An 18935-nucleotide genomic window follows, 5' to 3' on the forward strand; every position below is an offset into this window, starting at 1 on the left:
GCGAAACCCGCCACGGAACGGCGCGCGGTGGTGGACGATCGGGCCAGACCGAAGCGCGAGAAGATCGTTCACACGAGGAGCTGCCGTGTTCCCGGGAAACTTCGTAGCGACCACCCCTGACAAGCCCGCGATCATCCGGCCCGCCACCGGTGAGCAGCTCACGTATCGGCAGCTCGACGAACGGTCCCTGCGCCTGGCCCGGTACCTGCGGAAGGTGGGGATGCGGCCGGGCGACCACCTCGCGATGGTCGCGGGCAACGACCTGCGGATGCTCGAGGTGTACTGGGCCGCGCTGCGATCCGGTCTCTACATCACGGCGGTCAACTGGCACCTCACCGCGGCCGAGACCGCGTACGTGGTCGACGACTGCGGGGCATCGGTTCTGGTCGTGTCCGCCGACGCGGCCGCGGCGCTCCCGGACGACCCGGCCGATCTTCCCCGGGTCCGCCGCCGTCTCGTCTTCGGTGGCGCGCTCGCCGGCTACGACGACTACGAGCAGGTGCTCGCGGCGCAGACCGTCGAACCGCTCGAATCGCAGCCGCGCGGCCAGGACATGCTGTACTCGTCGGGCACCACCGGCCGCCCCAAGGGCATCAAGCCCAAACTGCCCATCGGTGAGGTCCACGAGACGACGGACCCGTACACCGCGGTGTTCGCGCCCATGTACGGATTCGATTCCGACACCGTCTATCTGTGCCCCGCACCGCTGTATCACGCAGCGCCGCTGCGTTTCTGCGGAACCATCAACTCCGTCGGCGGCACCGTGATCGTGATGGACCGGTTCGAGCCCGCCGAGGCGCTGGACCTGATCCAGACGTACAAGGTCACGCACAGTCAGTGGGTGCCGACCATGTTCGTTCGAATGCTGAAGCTGCCCAAGGAAGTTCGGGACAGCTACGACGTCTCCAGTCTGCAGGTCGCCGTCCATGCCGCGGCGCCGTGCCCGCCGGACGTCAAGCGGGCGATGATCGAGTGGTGGGGGCCGGTGATCCAGGAGTACTACGCGTCCACCGAGGGCTCCGGGGTCACCTTCATCGACAGTGCGCAGGCGCTCGCGCACCCGGGCTCGGTCGGCCGGGACGGCGTGCTCGGGATCGTGCACATCTGCGACGAGGACGGGCGCGAGCTGCCGGTGGGGGAGATCGGCACCGTCTACTGGGAGCGCGACGAGCTGCCGTTCGAGTACCACAACGATCCGGCCAAGACGGCGTCGGCGCAGCACCCGGACCATCCGACCTGGACGACGAGCGGCGACATCGGCTACCTCGACGACGAGCGATTCCTCTATCTCACCGACCGGGCCGCCTTCACGATCATCTCCGGTGGCGTCAACATCTATCCGCAGGAGTCCGAGAACGTGCTGACCCTGCACCCCAAGGTGTACGACGTCGCGGTGATCGGGGTGCCCGACGAGGAGATGGGGGAGCAGGTCAAGGCCGTTGTCCAGCTGGCGGACGGTGTGACGAAGAGCGCCGACCTCGCGCGCGAGTTGCTCGACTACGTCCGCGACCGCGTCGCCCACTACAAGGCTCCGCGCTCGGTCGACTTCGCGGACGACCTACCGCGCACGCCGACCGGCAAGCTCGTCAAGCATCAACTCCGGGCCCGCTACGTGACGTCCCTGAGGAACTGACGCAGGACCGCGGCGTGGCTGTGCTCGACGTCCTTGGTGGCGGTCAGGAGGACGAGTGGACGATCGTGCGCGAGCTCGAGGACGCGCTCCACGGCGCTGCGGCCGTCGGGCGACTCGAGCTCGGCGAGATAACGGGACCGAAACTCGCCGAACTCGGCGACGTCGTGGCTGTACCACCGGCGCAGCTCGGTGGACGGGGCCAGCTCCTTGGCCCAGTCGTCGTAATAGAAGGAATCCTTGCGCAGCCCCCGCGGCCAGAGCCGGTCGACGAAGACACGGAAGCCCGCTTCGGCACCCGGATGGTCGTACACGCGTTCGATCTCCACCGTCTTGACGGGCATCTCTCACCTCCGTGTCTTGGGCCTATTTCGGCACCAAGTTACGTCCATGTGAATTAGTGAGCTGTATCACAAAATATGTTCCTTACAGTGGTATACCTCTGTTCGGACTCGATTCAGACAACACTGACGACTTGCGTGTGTTCCCTTGCTCACGGTAGTTCTGCTTACCATCGTGGACCACTTGCATCGATCGGGTCATCGTCCGTCGATCGCTCGAGAGTTGCCGCCCGTCGTGGCGTGCACACCATCTAACGCAGGAAGTCGAAACATTGGATACATCGAAGAGCGCGGCACAGGTGCGCCCGTCGGTCGGTGTCGTTCGGGAGACGAACGACGACGAGCGGCGGGTGGCGCTGGTGCCGAAGGTTGTGGCGTCGTTGTCCGCCAAGGGCGTCGACGTCGTCGTCGAGTCCGGGGCCGGCCTGGCCGCCCTGATTCCGGACGAGCTGTACGTCGAGGCGGGTGCCACCATTGGTGACGCGTGGTCCGCGGACATCGTGGCGAAGGTAGCCGCGCCGTCGACCGACGAGATCGCCAAGCTGCGCTCGGGCTCGACGCTGATCGGCTTCCTGGCGCCCCGCAACGCGGACAACCGGATCGCGGATCTGAAGGCGGCCGGCGTGCAGGCCTTCGCGGTCGAGGCCATTCCGCGTATCTCGCGTGCCCAGGTGATGGATGCGTTGTCGTCGCAGGCGAACGTGGCCGGTTACAAGGCGGTGCTGGTGGCGGCGTCCGAGTCGACGCGGTACTTCCCGATGCTGACCACCGCCGCGGGCACCGTGAAGCCGGCGACGGTGCTGGTGCTCGGTGTCGGTGTCGCCGGTCTGCAGGCGCTGGCGACGGCGAAGCGTCTCGGCGGCCGCACCACCGGCTACGACGTGCGCCCCGAGGTCGCCGATCAGGTCCGTTCCGTCGGTGCGCAGTGGCTCGACCTGGGTATCGACGCCGCCGGTGAGGGCGGCTACGCCCGTCAGCTCACCGAGGCCGAGCAGGCCCAGCAGCAGCAGGCGCTCGAGGACGCGATCAAGGGCTTCGACGTGGTCATCACGACCGCGCTGGTGCCGGGTCGTCCGGCGCCGCGTCTGGTGACGGCCGCAGCGGTGCAGGGCATGAAGCCCGGCTCGGTGATCGTGGACCTGGCCGGTGAGACCGGCGGCAACTGCGAGATCACCGAGCCCGGTCAGACCGTGGTCAAGCACGGTGTGACGATCTGCTCGCCGTTGAATCTGCCGGCGACGATGCCCGAGCACGCCTCCGAGTTGTATTCGAAGAACCTGCAGGCGGTCATCGAGTTGATGCTCGACGAGAACGGCGGTTTCGCGCCGGACTTCGACGACGAGATCCTCGCCGCCGCCTGCGTCACCCGTGAGGAGGCGAACGCCTGATGTACAACGAACTGCTCGCGAACATCGCGATCCTGGTCCTGGCCGGGTTCGTCGGCTTCGCCGTCATCTCCAAGGTGCCGAACACGCTGCACACGCCGCTGATGTCGGGCACCAACGCCATCCACGGCATCGTCGTGCTCGGTGCGCTGGTCGTGCTCGGTCATCTGCCCGGTGACGCGCCCTGGAGCATCAAGATCATTCTGTTCGTCGCGTTGGTGTTCGGCACCTTGAACGTGGTCGGTGGTTTCGTGGTCACCGACCGCATGCTCGCGATGTTCAAGCCCAAGAAGGACGCCCTGAAGGCGGCTGCGAAGAAGGGGGCTGACGCCTGATGGGCTACCTCGTCACGATCCTGTACATCGTCGCGTTCGCGATGTTCATCTACGGTCTGTCGGGCCTGACCGGCCCGAAGACCGCGGTGCGCGGCAACTACATCGCTGCGGTCGGCATGCTCGTCGCCGTCGTCGCGGTCCTGATCGATATCCGCGACACCGACAACTGGGGTCTGATCATCGGCGGCCTGGCTGTCGGCATCATCCTCGGTGTCCCGCCCGCGCTGCGCACCAAGATGACCGCGATGCCGCAGCTGGTCGCCCTGTTCAACGGCGTCGGCGGTGGCACCGTCGCGCTCATCGCGTGGGCCGAGTTCCTCAACTCCGACGGCTTCACCGCGGTCGAGGCGGTGCCCTCGGCGCCGTTCATCGTCGGCTCGCTGTTCGCCGCGATCATCGGCTCGGTCTCGTTCTGGGGCTCGCTGGTGGCGTTCTCCAAGCTGCAGGAACTGCTCAACAAGAATCTCGAGAAGAAGGTAGTCGCCTCGGCGAAGCTGTTCCAGCTGGCGAACATCGTCCTCGCGCTGGTCTCGCTCGGCCTCGCGATCTACATCGGCCTGGGCGCCGACGGCGACCCGCAGTCGCCGTGGCTGATCGTCGGCCTGCTCGTCGCCGCCGGTGTCATGGGCCTGTTCGTGGTGCTGCCGATCGGCGGCGCCGACATGCCCGTCGTCATCTCGCTGCTCAACGCCCTCACCGGTCTGTCCGCTGCGGCCGCGGGTCTGGCGCTGAACAACCAGGCGATGATCGTGGCCGGCATGATCGTCGGCGCGTCGGGATCGATCCTGACCAACCTGATGGCCAAGGCGATGAACCGGTCCATCCCGGCGATCATCTTCGGCTCCTTCGGTGGCGGGGACGCCGGCGGCGCCGCCGGTGCCGCGTCGGGTGGCACCGTGAAGGCGACCTCCGCCTCGGATGCGGCGATCCAGATGGCATACGCCAACCAGGTCATCGTCGTGCCCGGCTACGGTCTCGCGGTGGCGCAGGCCCAGCACGCGGTCAAGGAGATGGCCGCGCTGCTCGAGGACAAGGGCGTCGAGGTCAAGTACGCGATCCACCCGGTCGCCGGCCGCATGCCCGGACACATGAACGTGCTGCTCGCCGAGGCCGACGTCGCGTACGACGCGATGAAGGAAATGGACGACATCAACGGCGAGTTCTCCCGCACCGACGTCACCGTCGTCATCGGCGCCAACGACGTCACCAACCCCGCCGCCCGCGAGGACTCGTCCAGCCCGATCTACGGGATGCCGATCCTCAACGTCGACCAGTCCAAGTCCGTCATCGTCCTCAAGCGGTCCATGAGCTCGGGCTACGCCGGTATCGACAACCCGCTGTTCACCGCCGACCAGACCTCCATGCTGTTCGGCGACGCGAAGAAGATGGTCTCCGAGGTCACCGAGGAGCTCAAGGCCCTGTAGCCGCTTCGGGAATCACGGAAGACGGCAGCTGCCGGGTGACTCCCCCTCCGCTCGACAGTCGAAGGGTCCCTTCACACGCTCCCCGCGTGTGAAGGGACCCTTCCGCCGTTCCGGGAGACCGAGTTTCGGGTGACTTTCACACCTGCAGAGCCCGGCTCGTGGGGCGCCGGACGACACCCGCGAAGCACGCCGCCACCAGCACGCAGGCCAGCGGCACCACCATCGCGACGGTGAGCGGCACCAGCTGGGTGACCCAGCCGATGGTCGCGGGCCCGGCGAGGAAACCGATGTAGCCCATCCCCACGACGCGCGACATGTTCGCGCCCGCCGCGCCGGTCCCGAGATTGCCCGCGGTCGTGAAGATCTGCGGCACGCACCCGGACAGTCCCAGGCCGAACAGCGCCCACCCGAGCAGCGTCGTCGGCAGCCACGGCGAGACGACCACCAGCGCCATGCCGGCCGCCGCGATCAGCGTGCCGTACCGGACGATCGCGACGGGACCGAGCGCCGCGCTGACCCGGTCGGCGGTGAAGCGGCCCACCGTCATCGTCAGCGAGAACCCTCCGAACGCGAGCGCGGCGACGGCGGCGGTCGTGTCGAGATGCTCCTTGACCTGCAGCGTGCTCCAGTCGTTCGCGACCCCCTCCGCGAGCATCAGCACGAACGCGACCGCGCCGAGCGCGACCACCCGGGCCGAGTACCGGCCCCGTGGCCGGGTCTCGTGATGCTCGGGCTGCGGATGCGCGGACGGCGGCAGCAGACTTCTCGTGCAGACCGCGATCCCCACGAGTCCGGCGGCCGCCGACCCGCCCAGCGCGACGAGCGGCGACCAACCCGCGGCCAACGTCGCCGCCCCCACGAGCGAGCCGGCGACGCCGCCGATCGAGAACATGCCGTGGAACGCCGACATGATCGGCCGCCGGTACGCCTGCTCGACGTAGACGGCCTGCGAGTTCATCGCGACGTCCAGGGCGCCGTTGCCGAACCCGAACACCGTCAGCGCGATGCCCAGCTGCCATGCGTTGCCGGCCAGGCCGGGGCCGATCACGGCGACCGAGAGCAGGGTGCCGCTGAGCGCCACCAGCCGTCGGCTGCCGAACCGGTCCGACAGCGGACCCGACAGCTGCATGCCCGCGATCGCGCCCGCCGCGAGGAGCAGCAGCAGCGACCCCAGCGTCGAATGGGAGATGTCGGTGCGCGCCTCGATCGCCGGGATGTGGACCACCCACATCGCGAGCAGGAAGCCGTTGATCCCGAACACCCCGAAGATCGCGGCACGCGCCGATCGCAGGTGGAGCGGCCGGTCCGTCTGCTGGGCGTTCACGTACCCCTTTGTACCGAACTCCGGTGCCGGGCGGCCGGACCGGTCACAGCTGCGCGAGCAGGGTCGGTACCGGGTCGGTGAGCGCCGCCCCGAGATCGGCGAGGAACCGCGACGCCTGTTCGCCGTCGACGAGGCGGTGGTCCACCGTCAGGCTCAGTGTGGTGACCTCGCGGATCGCGAGCCGGTCCTCGTGCACCCACGGCCGACGGTTGATCGCGCCGAGGGCGAGGATCGCGGCCTCGCCCGGGTTGAGGATCGGGGTGCCCGCGTCGACGCCGTACACCCCGACGTTGGTGATCGTGATCGTCCCGCCCGACAGCTGCTCGGGTGTCGCCTTCCCGGCGCGCGCGGTGTCGGTGAGGTCGGTGAGGGCCCGGCACAGGTCGGGCAGTGTCAGGTTCTCGGCGTCCTTGATGTTGGGGACGACGAGCCCGCGTTCGGTGGCCGCCGCGATGCCGAGATTGACGTAGTGCTTGGTGACGATCTCCTGGGTGTCCTCGAGCCAGGACGAGTTCAGACCGGGATGCGACCGCAGCATCACCAGCACCGCCTTCGCGACCAGGGCCAGCGGTGTGAGGTGCAGTCCGGTGAACCGGTCCGACGACCGGAGCTGCTCGAGCAGTCGCACCGTCTCGGTGACATCGGCGGTGAGGAACTCGGTGATCTGTGGGGCGGTGGACGCGCTGCGCACCATGGCCGACGCCGTCTCCCGCCGCACCCCGCGGATCGGGGTCCGGGTCTCCCGCGGGTCCGCCCCGTCGGTCCCGTCGGTCCCGTCGGTCCCGTCGGTCCCGGCCGGGGCCGGCCGCGCCTGGTGCCGGCGCACCGCGTCGGGGCGGGTGGCCGAATCGCGGTGTACCGGACCGGCGCGACGGTGCCGGCGGCTCGGGGCGGGGGCGGACGGCCCGTAGCCGACCAGCACCGAATCGGCCCGGGACGTCTCCGCGGCCGGCTTCGGGGGCGTCGCGGAGTCGGTCTCCACCCGGATCAGGGACGCGCCCACTGGCACCGTGTCGCCGGGCCGGGCGAGCAGTTCGCGTACGACACCGGCGAACGGCGACGGCAACTCCACCAGCGCCTTCGCGGTCTCGACCTCCCCGATCGCCTGGTTGAGCTCGACGGTGTCGCCGACGGCCACCGCCCACGACACCAGCTCGGCCTCGGTCAGTCCCTCCCCGAGGTCGGGCAGCCGGAACTCCTCGATCCGCGTCATGATGCGAGTGCCTCGCTGCTCATGCCGCGAGCACCTCGTCGACAGCGCCGAGGATGCGGTCGGCGTCGGGGACGTGATGCTTCTCGAGCTTGGCCGGCGGGTACGGTATGTCGAAGCCGCCGACCCGCAGCACGGGCGCCTCGAGCTGGTAGAAGCACCGCTCGGCGATGCGCGCCGCGATCTCCGCGCCGAGGCCGACGAACACCGGGGCCTCGTGCGCCACGACCAGCCGACCGGTCCGCCGCACCGACGACTCCACGGTGTCGAAGTCGATCGGGGACAGCGACCGCAGGTCGACCACCTCGAGGGACGTGCCCTCGGACTCGGCGATGTCCGCGGCCTGCAACGCCGTCGGGACCATCGAGCCGTAGGCGACGAGCGTGGCGTCGGTGCCGGGCCGGACGATCCGGGCCCGATGCAGCGGCAGCTCCGGGAGAGCATCGACGTCGACCTCGCCGCGATCCCAGTAGCGACGCTTGGGCTCGAGGAACACGACGGGGTCGTCGAGGGCGATCGCCTGCCGGATCATCGCGAACGCGTCCGCCGGGGTGCTCGGGCTGACCACGCGCAGCCCGGCGGTGTGCGCGAAGTACGCCTCCGGGGACTCCGAGTGATGCTCGACCGCGCCGATGCCGCCGCCGTACGGGATGCGAATCGTCAACGGCGCCTTCACGTGACCGCGGGTGCGGTAGTGGATCTTGGCGACCTGCGAGACGATCTGGTCGAACGCGGGATAGACGAAGCCGTCGAACTGGATCTCGCACACGGGTCGATAGCCCCGCAACGCGAGCCCGAACGCCGTTCCCACGATTCCGGATTCGGCGAGCGGGGTGTCCATGACGCGGGCCGGTCCGAAGTCCTTCTGCAGTGCGTCGGTGATCCGGAAGACGCCGCCGAGCTTGCCGATGTCCTCGCCCATCAGCACCACCTTCGGATCGTCCTCGAGCGCCCTGCGCAGTCCCGCGTTCAGCGCGGCGCCGAGGGCCATCGTGGTCGTGGGTGTCGTGGTGGTCATGACAGGGCCTCCTCACCGGCGGTCAGCGTGTCGAGGTACGCCCGGTACTCGGCGCGTTCCTCGTCGAGCAGGGGATGGTCGGTGGCGTACACGTGCTCGAACAACTCGTCGACATCCGGGTCGAGCGCCTCGAGTGCCCCGGCCCGAAGCCGGGCGGCGACCTCGTCGGCACGGGCCTGCACCCGGTCCGCGAGGGCGTCGTCGAACAGCCCCTCGCGTTCGAGGAGACGGCGCATCCGGTCGATCGGATCGCGCGCCTTCCACACCTCCGATTCCGCCGCGGTCCGATACCGGGTGGGGTCGTCGGAGGTGGTGTGCGGGCCCATCCGATAGGTGATGGCCTCGACGAACGACGGCCCGCCGCCCTCGCGCGCGTGTCGCGCGGCCTGGCGGGTCACCGCGAGAACGGCGAGCACGTCGTTGCCGTCGACCTGGACCGCCGGCATTCCGTAGCCCGCGGCCCGCGCCGCGATCGGCGCCGGACTCTGCAGATGCACGGGTTCACTGATGGCCCACTGGTTGTTCTGGCAGAAGAACACCACCGGCGCCCCCAGGCTCGTCGCGAAGCCCAGCGCCTCGGCGAGGTCTCCCTGGCTGGTGGCGCCGTCACCGAAGTAGACGACGGTCGCGATCTCCGCGCCGTCCAGGTGCGCGCCGAGGGCGTACCCGGTGGCGTGCAGGCCCTGCGACCCCACCACGATCGCGGGGTTCGTCATGTTCACCGACGCCGGATCCCAGCCCGAGAACGCGCACCCGCGCCACAGCCGGGTCATCACCGCCGGATCCACGCCGCGGCAGTACGCGACGGCGTGCTCGCGGTAGCTGGTGAAGATGTAGTCGTCCGGCTCGAGCGCCCGCACGGACCCGATCTGCGCGGCCTCCTGCCCCAGGAGCGGCGCCCAGATCCCGAGCTGGCCCTGCCGCTGCAGCGCGGTGGCCTCGGTGTCGATGCGCCGGACGACGACGAGGTCCTCGTACAGATCGCGCAGCCGGTCGGGACCGATGTCGGCGACCAGCGCTGCGTAGTCGGGGCGGTGCACGCGTCGTCCGTCGGGTTGGACCAGTTGCACCGGGAAGGCGATCTTGTCGGCCATCGTGGGTCACCTCGCTGCCGGGATCCGGGGCCGCCTCGTGAGCGGACGCCGAATGCAAGTGCTCTACCTCACAGCATCCACCGTCCCGCGATCTGCGCAAGCGAAGTTGCAACGATTCAGCACAATGCACAACTCCGGGGGTGCTTCGGCGGGCACACTGCGAAATATGACCACTCTGGATGGCACCGATGCCCGACTGCTGCTCGAGCTGTCGCACAATCCCCGCGCGACGGGCGTGGAACTCGCACAGCGGCTCGGGCTCTCCCGCAACACCGTCCAGGCGCGGCTGGCGCGGTGGGAGGGATCCGGTGCCATCGGCGGATTCGACCGGCTGGTGGATCCGCGGGCGCTGGGCTATCCGCTCGCGGCCTTCGTCTCCACCCGGGTGGACCAGCACCAGCTCGACGCCGTGGTCGACGCGCTCGCCGACATCCCCGAGGTGGTCGAGGTGTACGGCATGACCGGCCTGACCGATCTGTCGGTGAAGGTGGTCGCGACCGACGCCGACGACCTCTACCGGCTCGCGGGGCAGATCCTGAAGATCCCGGGTGTCGAGCGCACCAACATGGCGCTCGTGATGCGGGAGTTGGTGGGGCCGCGGACCGCCCCGCTGCTCGAGCGCACCGCCGAAGGCCGCGCGCCGTAATGCCCGCATCGGAGCTTTCGGGCGGCTAGCATCGGCGGACGGATGTTGGCGGGGGTGTGTTCGACGCCGTGGAATCGGCCGTTTCGCCGACTGTTTTCAGCAGCTTGTTCGAACTGTTCAACCAAACGGGAGCAACACACGAGACGCGGCAGGGGAGTGGTGTGAAGTGGGCATTGTGGGTCTCGACGAGGATGCCGTCTCGACATGGATCGCCGGCCTGGGAGTCGGCGCGATAGCGCCGCTGTCGTTCGAGCGGATCGGGATCGGGCAGTCGAATCTCACCTTCGCCGTTCGTGATTCGGGCGGCGGACGCTGGGTGCTGCGGCGTCCGCCACTGGGACAGTTACTGGCGTCCGCGCACGACGTGGTTCGTGAGCACCGCATCCTCGCCGCGCTGCAGGGCACCGACGTCCCGGTGCCGAAAATGCTTGCGTTGACGACGGATCCGGCGGTCACCGATGTCCCACTGGTGCTGATGAGCTACGTCGACGGCCTCGTGATCGACCACGAAGCCGTGGCCGAGCAGCTCAGCCCCGAGCGCCGCCGCGCCATCGGCCTGTCGCTTCCCAAGGCGCTCGCCAGCATTCACCGTGTGGACCTCGAGAGCGCCGGCCTGCTCGACCTCGCGAGCCACGCACCGTATGCGCAGCGCCAGCTCAAGCGGTGGTCCGCGCAGTGGGCCCAGTCCAAGACACACGACCTGCCCGACATCGAGAGACTCGCCGCCCGGCTCGCGCGCAACGTCCCGGAGCAGACCGAAACCACGCTGGTACACGGCGACTTCCACCTCAGCAACGTCATCACCTCGCCCGACGACGGTCGCGTCGTGGCGGTGCTGGACTGGGAGCTGTCCACACTCGGCGACCCGCTGGCCGACCTGGGCGGTCTGCTCGCCTACTGGCCCGAACGGGGCGACGGCGTCGCCGGCCCGTTCATGGCGTCGACGCTCGAGGGATTCCCGATGCGGGACGAGCTGGTCGAGGTGTACGTCCACGAGACCAAACGGGATGCGTCCGCGGTCGGGTTCTGGCACGTGCTGGCGCTGTGGAAGCTCGCGATCATCGCCGAGGGGGTGCTGCGGCGCACCACGGACGATCCCCGCAACCGCGCCGAGCGGGGCGGACCGACCGCCGAACTGATCGACGGCGTCGTCAGGCGCGCGGTCGCCACCGCGGATGCCGTGGGCCTGAACTGAGCGGAGTCAGTTGGCATCCGTGGTGAGTAGGTGTGCGGCGCTGCGGATCTCGGGTGGGATCGGGACCGGGCGGCGAGTCTCTGCGTCGACGTAGACGTGGACGAACCGACCTGTCGCCGCGAGGTCGAGCATCCCGTCGCTGTCCTCGCGGAAGATCGCGAGCGCGTACACGATGCTGCTGGTGCCGAGCCGTTCCACGGACAGACCCACGTGCAGCTGGTCGGGGAACGACAGCTCGCGGACGAACCGGCACGACGTCTCGGCGACGATCCCGATGGCCGGCAGCTCGCGGATGTCGAGGCCCGTGCTCGCCATCAGCCATCCGTTGACCGCGGTGTCGAAGTACGAGTAGTAGGTGACGTTGTTGACGTGCCCGTAGTGGTCGTTGTCCGCCCAGCGGGTGGGTACCGGCCACAGTGCGGGATAGGCCTCGGCGCGAGGCTCGGGCTCGTCGGGGGCTGCCATGAGTTCAGACGATAGCGCGGAATTCACGCGGGCAGCTCGTCGTCCGGACGGAGCAGCCGCGGCACGACGAACCACAGCCCCACGAACACCACCGCCGTGGCCACACCGATCAGTTTCGCGAACCACCCGCCGACGGCCACCTCCGCGACGATCAGGACCGTCCCCGTCATGGTGGCCGCGAGGAAGGCCGAGCCGGCGAGCGCGCACCGGTTGGCGTAGCGCAGGATCTCCTCCCGACGCCGGTGCCGGAACAGGATCCGGTGCCACACCGCCGGCGCGATCAGCAGCGCCGACGACGCCGCGGCGCACAGCATCGTCACCAGGTGCAGTCCTCGGACGTACGCCGACTGCTCCGCGTAGACGTCGGTGAACACGATCGCGAGCAGGAACGCGAACAGGATCTGCACTCCCGCCTGCGCCACCCGCAGTTCCTGCAGGAGCTCGCTGAAGTTGCGCGCCAGGCGTGCGCTCGGCGTCTCTCCCGGTTCGGCGGGCGGCAGTTCGGCCATCTAGGACCTCGAATACTCCGACGCCCGCCGGATCTGCTCGTCGGTGGGGCGGACTCCGGTGTAGAGCACGAACTGCTCGGCCGCCTGCAGCGCGATGACGTCGGCGCCCGTTACGACGGTCTTGCCGTGCTCGGTGGCGAGCCGGACCAGGGGCGTGTCGGGCGGCAGCGCGACCACGTCGAACACGGCCTGCGCGGCGACGACGGCGGCCTCGGGGAACGGCAGCGCGTCGGATTCGGGGCCGCCGGCCATCCCGATGGGGGTGGCGTTCACCAGCAGTTGCGGGTGCGCGGCGCCGAGTTCGGGCTGCCACTCGAACCCGTAGGTTCGCGCGAGAGCGGTACCGGTGTCCGCGTTGCGGGCGACGACGGTGACGGTCCGGAAGCCGCTGTCCCGCAACGCCGCGACCACGGCCTTGGCCATGCCGCCGCTGCCGGTGACCGCGACCGTGAGTTCCGGACTCAGCTCGGCGCGGTGCAGCAGATCGGCGACCGCCTGGTAGTCGGTGTTGTAGGCGTGCAGTTCGCCGTCCTCGTTGACGATCGTGTTGACCGAGTCGATCGCCGAGGCCGACGGGTGCACCACGTCGACGTGCTCGATGCATGCCTCCTTGAACGGCATCGAAACCCCGCACCCGCGGATCCCGAGGGCGCGGATCCCGGCGACCGCTGCCGGCAGATCGGTGGTGGTGAACGCCTTGTAGACGAAGTCGAGGCCCAGTTCGTCGTAGAGATAGTTGTGGAAACGGGTGCCGATGTTGCTCGGCCGTCCGGACAGCGACATGCAGAGGCGGGTGTCCTTGCTGACATCTCCGGTGATCGTTCGGCTCACCCGTCCACGCTAACCGGCGGCCCGACCTCGCGCGGGGAACTCGTCACGCGCACCCGGCGGCGACATCGTCGATCGCGTCTCGGTCCGCCGCGGTGATCGGCAGTCCCCAGCGCACGGCGACCCCGAGATACTTGCCGACGTAGAAGCACCGGTACGCCGGATCCGGCGGCAGCCAGTCCGACGGTGTGCTGTCGCGTTTCGCCTGATTCTCCGGTCCGCTGACGGCCAGCAGGTTGTAGGTGACGTCGTTCGCGAAATCACGTCGCTGCTCCGGCGACCACGTGGCGGCACCCATGTCCCACGCCGCGGCGAGCGGGTACACGTGATCGATCTGCACGGCGCCCGCGTCCTGCTTGGTGAACTCGATGCGCCGGCCCGAGTACGGGTCGGCGAGCACGCCCGCGATCACGACACAGTCGCGGGTGCCCTCCCGGAACGTGATGTCGGTGAGGTCGGCCGCCAGGACGTTGTTGCGGGTGTCGCAGCCGTCGTGGCCCGCGGGTCCGGAATGGTCGTCGGACCACGACGGGCCGAACACGCAGCCCTGGCCGGCCTTGCAGCCGCGCTGGTAGCCGGGCGCGTCGGGACGGGACGCCACCACCTGGGCACGGGCGAGGAGGTCGTCGATCGCGGCGCGGGTGGGGCTACCGGGAGCGGGCGCCGACGTGCTCGGCCCGATCGCACACCCGGCCGACCACGACACCAGTGCGACCGCCGCGGCGCACAGCACAACCCGAACCCGTCTCACCGCTGCCCCTCCCCGGACGCTCACCTGCCGCGGTCAGTGTGCCGGACCGCACCGACAGGGGACGTCAGGAGTGCGGGAACTTCGCGGCGCGGATCGAACCGGCGCCGACGCCGTCGTGGCCGATCAGCCACGACCCGCCGTTCTGTCGGCACTCGGCCATGGTGCCGAAGACGCTGAGCAGGAAGTAGATGGCCTGCTCCGGCGAGCTCGTCGTGGCGAGCCGATGCGATTCGCCCTGCTTGGTGACGTCGAGCCACACCCCGGACTGGCCGTCGAGGCGCATCGCGACGATGTGGTCGGCGTCGACGAAGGCGACCTTGCGCTGCTGCCACGGTGTGGTGGGCGAATACACCTGTTCGAAGACCTGAATCATGATCGTCATGACCGCTCCCGGTTGTGCGTCTGCCCAGTATGGGCCTGGTGACGGGGCGAACTCCAGGTTTGTCGGCGGCGGCTGGTTGGATGGACCGCATGCTGCACGGGCTCTGGTCGCCGGGAGCGGGCCTCATGCTGTGGCGGGGCCCGAACTCTGAGCTGCCCGAGTTGCCCGAGGCGCTCGGCCGCGTGCTGCGCCGACGCTTCCGCCGCCACCACACCGTGCACGTGCCCGCCGCGGTCGGTGTGGAGCCGCTGCGGGTGCCGGTCCTGGCGCTGGCTCCGGCCGAGGCCGCCGACGTCCTGCTCGCGGTGCCGGACGGCGTTCCGGGGATCTCGGGCGACCTGCGGTACCTGGCGCACGTGGCCCGCGGCGTCGAACGCTGGGCGCGCGCCGGGCGCGTCGTGCCCGAGCTGTACCGGGCGGAGGGGCACTGGTGGCCGCGGTGGCGGCTGCTCGGTGGCGAGCGGCAGCGCGCGTGGCTCGCGGAGCTGGCCGCGGCGATGCCGCCGGTGCAGCGGCACGAGGGCAGCCCGCGGGAGATCCTCGACGACTTCGTCGCCGAGCTGACCGATGCGGTGGTGCGCGAGCTGCTGGGGGATCGGGACTCGGACCACCCGCTGCTGCGGGCGCTGCTGCGCGGCGAGCCGTACGACGGCGGCAACAACCGGATGGCCAGTGGTCTCGAGGCGTGGCGGGGCAGCCTCACCGTCGACGAACCGGAACTGGTGCTGCGGCTGGTGGAGCCGGAGGGGCAGGCCGAGGACACCGACGAGGCGGGCGCGGAACCCGAACTCCTCGACGACGCGCTGTGGCGCCTGCAGGTGTGCCTGCGGCCCGAGGGTGAGGCGCCCAATCCGATCCTGTTGCATCGCACGGACTCCCGCCTGCTCGAGATCGGGGTCCGCAAGCTCGCGGCCGCGGTCGCGGCGTATCCGCGGCTGCGGGACGTGCCCACCGACCCGGACAGCCTCGACCTGCTGCTGCCCACCCCGGTCGTCACCGATCTGGTGCTGCACGGGGCGCGGGAGCTGACCGCGGCCGGGATCACGCTGCTGTTGCCGCGCGCGTGGGCGGTGGTCTCGCCGTCGCTGCGGGTCAAGGTGTCCTCGCCCCCGGTGCCCGCGGCGGCCGAGGACCGTGCCGTCGGCATGGACGAGATCGTCGGTTACGACTGGGAACTCGCGCTCGGCGACGTCGTGCTCACCCCCGACGAACTGGTCCGGCTGGCGGGCACCCAGAGCGATCTGGTGCGCCTGCGCGGCAAGTGGGTGCAGGCCGATCACACCGTCCTCGCGCAGGCCGCCCGCTATGTGACGCAGCGCAACTCGGGCGAGGACGGCACCCTGGGCGGGCTGTTCGGGCAGCTCACCGAGGCGGAGCGTCCCCCGGTGCCGGTGGACGAGGTGCACGCCACCGGGTGGGTCGGCACCCTGCTCGACGGCACCCTCGAGCCGACGCCGGTGCCGCAGCCGGCGGGGCTGCACGCGATCCTGCGGCCCTATCAGCAGCGCGGCCTGGACTGGCTCGCGTTCATGAGCGAGACGGGGCTCGGCGCCGTCCTCGCCGACGACATGGGCCTGGGCAAGACGCTGCAGTTGCTGGCGCTGCTGGCCCACGAACGGTCCGAACATCCGACGCTGCTGGTGTGCCCGATGTCGGTGGTCGGGAACTGGCAGCGCGAGGCCGCCCGGTTCGTGCCCGACCTGCGGGTCCACGTGCACCACGGCGCCGGGCGCAGCCGCGGTGACGAGTTGACGTCGGCGGTGCGCGACAGCGACCTCGTCATCACCACGTACTCGCTGCTGGCCCGCGACGTCGAGGCGCTGGGGGAGCAGGCGTGGCGGCGGGTGGTGCTCGACGAGGCGCAGCACATCAAGAACTCGGCCACCGCGCAGGCGCGGGCCGCGCGCGCCATCCCCGCGCAGCACCGGATCGCGCTCACCGGCACCCCGGTGGAGAACCGTCTCGACGAGCTGCGCTCGATCCTCGACTTCGTCAACCGCGGCATGCTCGGCAGCGCACAGGCCTTCCGGGCCCGGTTCTCCGTGCCGATCGAACGCGAGCAGGACGAGGCGGCGGTGTCCCGCCTGCGGGCGGTGACCTCGCCGTTCATCCTGCGGCGCGTGAAGACCGATCCGACGGTGATCTCGGACCTGCCCGACAAGTTCGAGATGACGGTGCGGGCGAACCTCACCGTGGAGCAGGCCGCGCTGTACCGGGCGGTGGTCGACGAGATGCTGAAGCAGATCAAGGACACCGAGGGCATGCAGCGCAAGGGAGCGGTGCTCTCGGCGCTCACCCGGCTCAAGCAGGTGTGCAACCATCCGGCGCACTTCCTCGGCGACGGGTCCGGGGTGCTGCGCCGCGGCCGGCACCGGTCCGGCAAGCTCGGCCTGGTCGAGGACATCCTCGAATCGGTCACCGCCGACGGCGAACGGGCGTTGCTGTTCACGCAGTTCCGCGAGTTCGGCGACTTGGTGGTGCCGTACCTGTCCGAGCGGTTCGGGGTGGAGGTGCCGTTCCTACACGGTGGCGTCACCAAGGCGCGACGGGACCGCATGGTCGAGCAGTTCCAGGGCGACGACGGACCGCCGATCATGCTGCTCTCCCTCAAGGCCGGTGGCACCGGACTGAACCTCACCGCCGCCAATCACGTTGTCCACCTGGACCGCTGGTGGAACCCGGCGGTGGAGAACCAGGCGACGGACCGGGCCTTCCGGATCGGGCAGCGGCGCGACGTGCAGGTCCGCAAGCTCGTGTGCGTCGGGACACTCGAGGAACGCATCGACGCGATGCTCTCCACCAAGCAGGAACTGGCCGACCTCGCGGTGGGCACGGGCGAGCGGTGGATCACCGAGATGAGCACCGACCAACTGCACGACCTGCTCACCCTCGGCGACGAGGCGGTCGGCGAATGAGAGCCTGCACGAGGTGGTGTCGATGAGTCCTCGCGACGGACGCCCGGACTTCCGCGGCTTCGGCCCGCGGCTCCGGGTGGTCGGTGGTGTCGAGGCGCAGTCCAAGCGGGGCGCGTTCGCACGCGGGTGGTGGGGCCGCGCCCTGACCGAGGTACTCGAGCGGGCGGGCGACACCGGCCGGCTCAGTCGCGGACGCACCTATGCCCGCGGCGGCCAGGTGGTGGCCCTCCACATCGCGCCCGGACGGGTCACCGGCGAGGTGCAGGGCAGCCAGATCGCGCCGTTCACCTCGGTGCTGACGCTGCGCACCCTCGACGACGACGAGGTGGCGGCGTTCGTGGAGACGGTGCGTTCGACGCCGGGCATGCTCGCTGCGCTCGCGTCCGGCGCTGTGCCGCAGGAATTGGCGCCGATGCTGTTGCCGGGCAGCAGCGGCGAACTTGACTTCGACTGCACGTGCCCCGACCCGGGCTGGCCGTGCAAGCACGTCGCGGCCGTCGCCTACCTGCTGGCCGAGCGGGTGGACCACGATCCCCTCACGATGCTCGCCCTCCGCGGCCTGGACCTCGATACCCTGATCCGCAGCGTCGGGGGCGAGGACGAGCAGCCGCCGGCCGGGGCCGACGACTACTTCGGCGACGGCGCGCACCTGCCCGAGCTGCCCGCCGTCGAATACTGCGCGGCAACGGACGACCTGGACCCCGCGCTGCTCCGCAAGGTGTTGCAGGCCGACACCGACGATCCCTCCGAAGTGGTGTCGGCGCTGCGTGACCTCGGCGCCTGCTACCGCGCGCTCGGCGCACGCGATCCGCGACGGCGGTAACGGGCGACCGATCCGCCCGGATACACCGGGTATGAACAGGATCAGGATTACCGCCGCCGTCGCGCTCGTGGGTGTGCTCCTGCTCGTTGGTGGTGGTGTCGCGAACGCCAGCCCTCCGGGTCCGAACCCGCTCGGAAGTCTGCCCGAACCACTGTGGCCGCTCGCCGCAGTGGTCGGCCAGATCTTCGCCGACACCTGGAACTTCTTCGCCGGTATCGCCGACCTGATCATGTTCGGCTCGTAGCTCCGCGGGGTGTCGCGGGCGCGACCTCGCCCGTCAGGCCGTGGGGACCTTGTCGAGGAACCCGAGAACCAGTCGGATCCTGCCGTTGTGGTCGCGTTCGAGGACGTCGAACCCGACCACCAGCGCCTCGCCGTCGACGGGGCCGAGTTCCCACGTGAAGCGGGCCTGATCGTGGTGTGCGTCGATGCCGCCGGCCAGTTCGAAACGCATGCCGGCGAACTGTTGCTGCACGGAGCCGATCAGCGCGCTCACCGCGGCCGGACCGTCGGCGGCGCCGATGGGATCGACGTAGCGGCCGTCGTCGGCCCACAGTTCGGCGACCATCGCATCACGCTTGCCGGTGTCCGTCTCGTTCCAGGTGGCCAGGTAGCGCTGGATCAGGGTGTCGAAGTCGTTCATCGTTCGCTCCGTCGTTT

The 18935-nt window shown here is 69.9% G+C and carries 20 protein-coding genes; 9 read left to right on the top strand and 11 right to left on the bottom strand.

The window, feature by feature from the left end; genetic code table 11:
- The first annotated feature begins 85 nt into the window (after positions 1–85).
- Positions 86–1633, top strand: coding sequence for an AMP-binding protein (locus tag HUN07_RS09800; RefSeq protein WP_174909415.1), 1548 nt, complete (start codon positions 86–88; stop codon positions 1631–1633).
- Here the strand turns inward: HUN07_RS09800 and HUN07_RS09805 are convergent.
- The gene (locus tag HUN07_RS09805; RefSeq protein WP_174909417.1) at positions 1609–1974 is read right to left on the bottom strand and encodes a DUF488 domain-containing protein; all 366 of its coding nucleotides are present in this window, start codon (positions 1972–1974) and stop codon (positions 1609–1611) included. The genes HUN07_RS09800 and HUN07_RS09805 overlap by 25 nt on opposite strands.
- Positions 1975–2243: 269 nt before the next feature.
- Between HUN07_RS09805 and HUN07_RS09810 the strand changes: the two genes are divergently transcribed.
- The 3 genes from HUN07_RS09810 to HUN07_RS09820 are packed head-to-tail and all read left to right on the top strand — an operon-like array spanning position 2244 to position 5115.
- Complete coding sequence (locus tag HUN07_RS09810; RefSeq protein ID WP_174909419.1) at positions 2244–3359, top strand: Re/Si-specific NAD(P)(+) transhydrogenase subunit alpha; 1116 nt, start codon at positions 2244–2246, stop codon at positions 3357–3359.
- Entirely contained in the window at positions 3359–3691 is a 333-nt protein-coding gene (locus HUN07_RS09815) for an NAD(P) transhydrogenase subunit alpha (RefSeq protein WP_114722243.1), read from the top strand. Before HUN07_RS09810 ends, HUN07_RS09815 begins: the two co-directional genes overlap by 1 nt.
- Positions 3691–5115 carry an NAD(P)(+) transhydrogenase (Re/Si-specific) subunit beta gene (locus HUN07_RS09820; RefSeq protein ID WP_174909421.1) on the top strand — a complete coding sequence of 475 codons (1425 nt, stop codon included), beginning with the start codon at positions 3691–3693 and terminating at the stop codon, positions 5113–5115. Before HUN07_RS09815 ends, HUN07_RS09820 begins: the two co-directional genes overlap by 1 nt.
- A gap of 136 nt (positions 5116–5251) precedes the next feature.
- Here HUN07_RS09820 and HUN07_RS09825 read toward each other — a convergent pair whose 3' ends face one another.
- The 4 genes from HUN07_RS09825 to pdhA all read right to left on the bottom strand — a co-directional run bounded on the left by HUN07_RS09825 (position 5252) and on the right by pdhA (position 9761).
- Entirely contained in the window at positions 5252–6346 is a 1095-nt protein-coding gene (locus tag HUN07_RS09825) for an MFS transporter (RefSeq protein WP_441346817.1), read from the bottom strand.
- 136 nt (positions 6347–6482) lie between these two features.
- Complete coding sequence (locus HUN07_RS09830; protein ID WP_174909423.1) at positions 6483–7652, bottom strand: dihydrolipoamide acetyltransferase family protein; 1170 nt, start codon at positions 7650–7652, stop codon at positions 6483–6485.
- 19 nt (positions 7653–7671) lie between these two features.
- Positions 7672–8667 (bottom strand): alpha-ketoacid dehydrogenase subunit beta, encoded by a 996-nt coding sequence (locus tag HUN07_RS09835; RefSeq protein ID WP_174909424.1) that lies wholly within the window; start codon positions 8665–8667, stop codon positions 7672–7674.
- Positions 8664–9761: a pyruvate dehydrogenase (acetyl-transferring) E1 component subunit alpha gene (pdhA, locus tag HUN07_RS09840; RefSeq protein ID WP_114722238.1), complete on the bottom strand. Its 1098-nt coding sequence runs from the start codon at positions 9759–9761 to the stop codon at positions 8664–8666. Before pdhA ends, HUN07_RS09835 begins: the two co-directional genes overlap by 4 nt.
- A gap of 166 nt (positions 9762–9927) precedes the next feature.
- Here pdhA and HUN07_RS09845 point away from each other — a divergent pair, with 166 nt between their 5' ends.
- Both HUN07_RS09845 and HUN07_RS09850 read left to right on the top strand, forming a co-directional pair.
- On the top strand, positions 9928–10407 hold the full coding sequence (locus HUN07_RS09845; RefSeq protein WP_114722237.1) for an Lrp/AsnC family transcriptional regulator: 480 nt from the start codon (positions 9928–9930) through the stop codon (positions 10405–10407).
- Between the two features lie 166 nt (positions 10408–10573).
- Positions 10574–11602 carry a phosphotransferase family protein gene (locus HUN07_RS09850; RefSeq protein WP_174909426.1) on the top strand — a complete coding sequence of 343 codons (1029 nt, stop codon included), beginning with the start codon at positions 10574–10576 and terminating at the stop codon, positions 11600–11602.
- 6 nt (positions 11603–11608) lie between these two features.
- Here the strand turns inward: HUN07_RS09850 and HUN07_RS09855 are convergent, their stop codons facing one another.
- The 5 genes from HUN07_RS09855 to HUN07_RS09875 all read right to left on the bottom strand — a co-directional run bounded on the left by HUN07_RS09855 (position 11609) and on the right by HUN07_RS09875 (position 14537).
- Complete coding sequence (locus tag HUN07_RS09855) at positions 11609–12067, bottom strand: acyl-CoA thioesterase (protein ID WP_174909428.1); 459 nt, start codon at positions 12065–12067, stop codon at positions 11609–11611.
- A 23-nt stretch (positions 12068–12090) separates the two neighbouring features.
- Entirely contained in the window at positions 12091–12576 is a 486-nt protein-coding gene (locus tag HUN07_RS09860; RefSeq protein ID WP_174909430.1) for a DUF6328 family protein, read from the bottom strand.
- Positions 12577–13407 carry a shikimate 5-dehydrogenase gene (locus tag HUN07_RS09865; RefSeq protein WP_174909432.1) on the bottom strand — a complete coding sequence of 277 codons (831 nt, stop codon included), beginning with the start codon at positions 13405–13407 and terminating at the stop codon, positions 12577–12579.
- A gap of 43 nt (positions 13408–13450) precedes the next feature.
- Complete coding sequence (locus HUN07_RS09870) at positions 13451–14155, bottom strand: HNH endonuclease family protein (RefSeq protein WP_174909434.1); 705 nt, start codon at positions 14153–14155, stop codon at positions 13451–13453.
- 64 nt (positions 14156–14219) lie between these two features.
- Positions 14220–14537 (bottom strand): hypothetical protein, encoded by a 318-nt coding sequence (locus HUN07_RS09875; RefSeq protein ID WP_114722231.1) that lies wholly within the window; start codon positions 14535–14537, stop codon positions 14220–14222.
- An 89-nt stretch (positions 14538–14626) separates the two neighbouring features.
- Here HUN07_RS09875 and HUN07_RS09880 point away from each other — a divergent pair, with 89 nt between their 5' ends.
- From HUN07_RS09880 to HUN07_RS09890, 3 genes are read left to right on the top strand one after another with little or no spacing between them, the layout of a single operon-like run.
- On the top strand, positions 14627–17452 hold the full coding sequence (locus HUN07_RS09880; protein ID WP_174909436.1) for a DEAD/DEAH box helicase: 2826 nt from the start codon (positions 14627–14629) through the stop codon (positions 17450–17452).
- Positions 17453–17474: 22 nt separating this feature from the next.
- Positions 17475–18275 carry an SWIM zinc finger family protein gene (locus HUN07_RS09885; protein ID WP_174909438.1) on the top strand — a complete coding sequence of 267 codons (801 nt, stop codon included), beginning with the start codon at positions 17475–17477 and terminating at the stop codon, positions 18273–18275.
- A 31-nt stretch (positions 18276–18306) separates the two neighbouring features.
- Positions 18307–18519: a hypothetical protein gene (locus HUN07_RS09890; protein ID WP_114722229.1), complete on the top strand. Its 213-nt coding sequence runs from the start codon at positions 18307–18309 to the stop codon at positions 18517–18519.
- 33 nt (positions 18520–18552) lie between these two features.
- Here the strand turns inward: HUN07_RS09890 and HUN07_RS09895 are convergent, their stop codons facing one another.
- Positions 18553–18918 (bottom strand): nuclear transport factor 2 family protein, encoded by a 366-nt coding sequence (locus HUN07_RS09895; RefSeq protein WP_114722228.1) that lies wholly within the window; start codon positions 18916–18918, stop codon positions 18553–18555.
- Between the last annotated feature and the right edge of the window lie 17 nt (positions 18919–18935).

The sequence above is a fragment of the Rhodococcus sp. W8901 genome (assembly GCF_013348805.1).
Taxonomy (GTDB): Bacteria; Actinomycetota; Actinomycetes; order Mycobacteriales; family Mycobacteriaceae; genus Prescottella.

What these genes read in the sequence shown, in the direction of transcription:
- HUN07_RS09875 (WP_114722231.1), bottom strand. Translation starts at nt 14,537, where the DNA reads ATGACGATCATGATTCAGGTCTTCGAACAGGTGTATTCGCCCACCACA.
- HUN07_RS09835 (WP_174909424.1), bottom strand. Translation starts at nt 8,667, where the DNA reads ATGACCACCACGACACCCACGACCACGATGGCCCTCGGCGCCGCGCTG.
- HUN07_RS09815 (WP_114722243.1), top strand. Translation starts at nt 3,359, where the DNA reads ATGTACAACGAACTGCTCGCGAACATCGCGATCCTGGTCCTGGCCGGG.
- HUN07_RS09820 (WP_174909421.1), top strand. Translation starts at nt 3,691, where the DNA reads ATGGGCTACCTCGTCACGATCCTGTACATCGTCGCGTTCGCGATGTTC.
- HUN07_RS09880 (WP_174909436.1), top strand. Translation starts at nt 14,627, where the DNA reads ATGCTGCACGGGCTCTGGTCGCCGGGAGCGGGCCTCATGCTGTGGCGG.
- HUN07_RS09855 (WP_174909428.1), bottom strand. Translation starts at nt 12,067, where the DNA reads ATGGCAGCCCCCGACGAGCCCGAGCCTCGCGCCGAGGCCTATCCCGCA.
- HUN07_RS09895 (WP_114722228.1), bottom strand. Translation starts at nt 18,918, where the DNA reads ATGAACGACTTCGACACCCTGATCCAGCGCTACCTGGCCACCTGGAAC.
- HUN07_RS09845 (WP_114722237.1), top strand. Translation starts at nt 9,928, where the DNA reads ATGACCACTCTGGATGGCACCGATGCCCGACTGCTGCTCGAGCTGTCG.
- pdhA (WP_114722238.1), bottom strand. Translation starts at nt 9,761, where the DNA reads ATGGCCGACAAGATCGCCTTCCCGGTGCAACTGGTCCAACCCGACGGA.
- HUN07_RS09860 (WP_174909430.1), bottom strand. Translation starts at nt 12,576, where the DNA reads ATGGCCGAACTGCCGCCCGCCGAACCGGGAGAGACGCCGAGCGCACGC.
- HUN07_RS09825 (WP_441346817.1), bottom strand. Translation starts at nt 6,346, where the DNA reads ATGTGGGTGGTCCACATCCCGGCGATCGAGGCGCGCACCGACATCTCC.
- HUN07_RS09830 (WP_174909423.1), bottom strand. Translation starts at nt 7,652, where the DNA reads ATGACGCGGATCGAGGAGTTCCGGCTGCCCGACCTCGGGGAGGGACTG.
- HUN07_RS09885 (WP_174909438.1), top strand. Translation starts at nt 17,475, where the DNA reads ATGAGTCCTCGCGACGGACGCCCGGACTTCCGCGGCTTCGGCCCGCGG.
- HUN07_RS09805 (WP_174909417.1), bottom strand. Translation starts at nt 1,974, where the DNA reads ATGCCCGTCAAGACGGTGGAGATCGAACGCGTGTACGACCATCCGGGT.
- HUN07_RS09890 (WP_114722229.1), top strand. Translation starts at nt 18,307, where the DNA reads ATGAACAGGATCAGGATTACCGCCGCCGTCGCGCTCGTGGGTGTGCTC.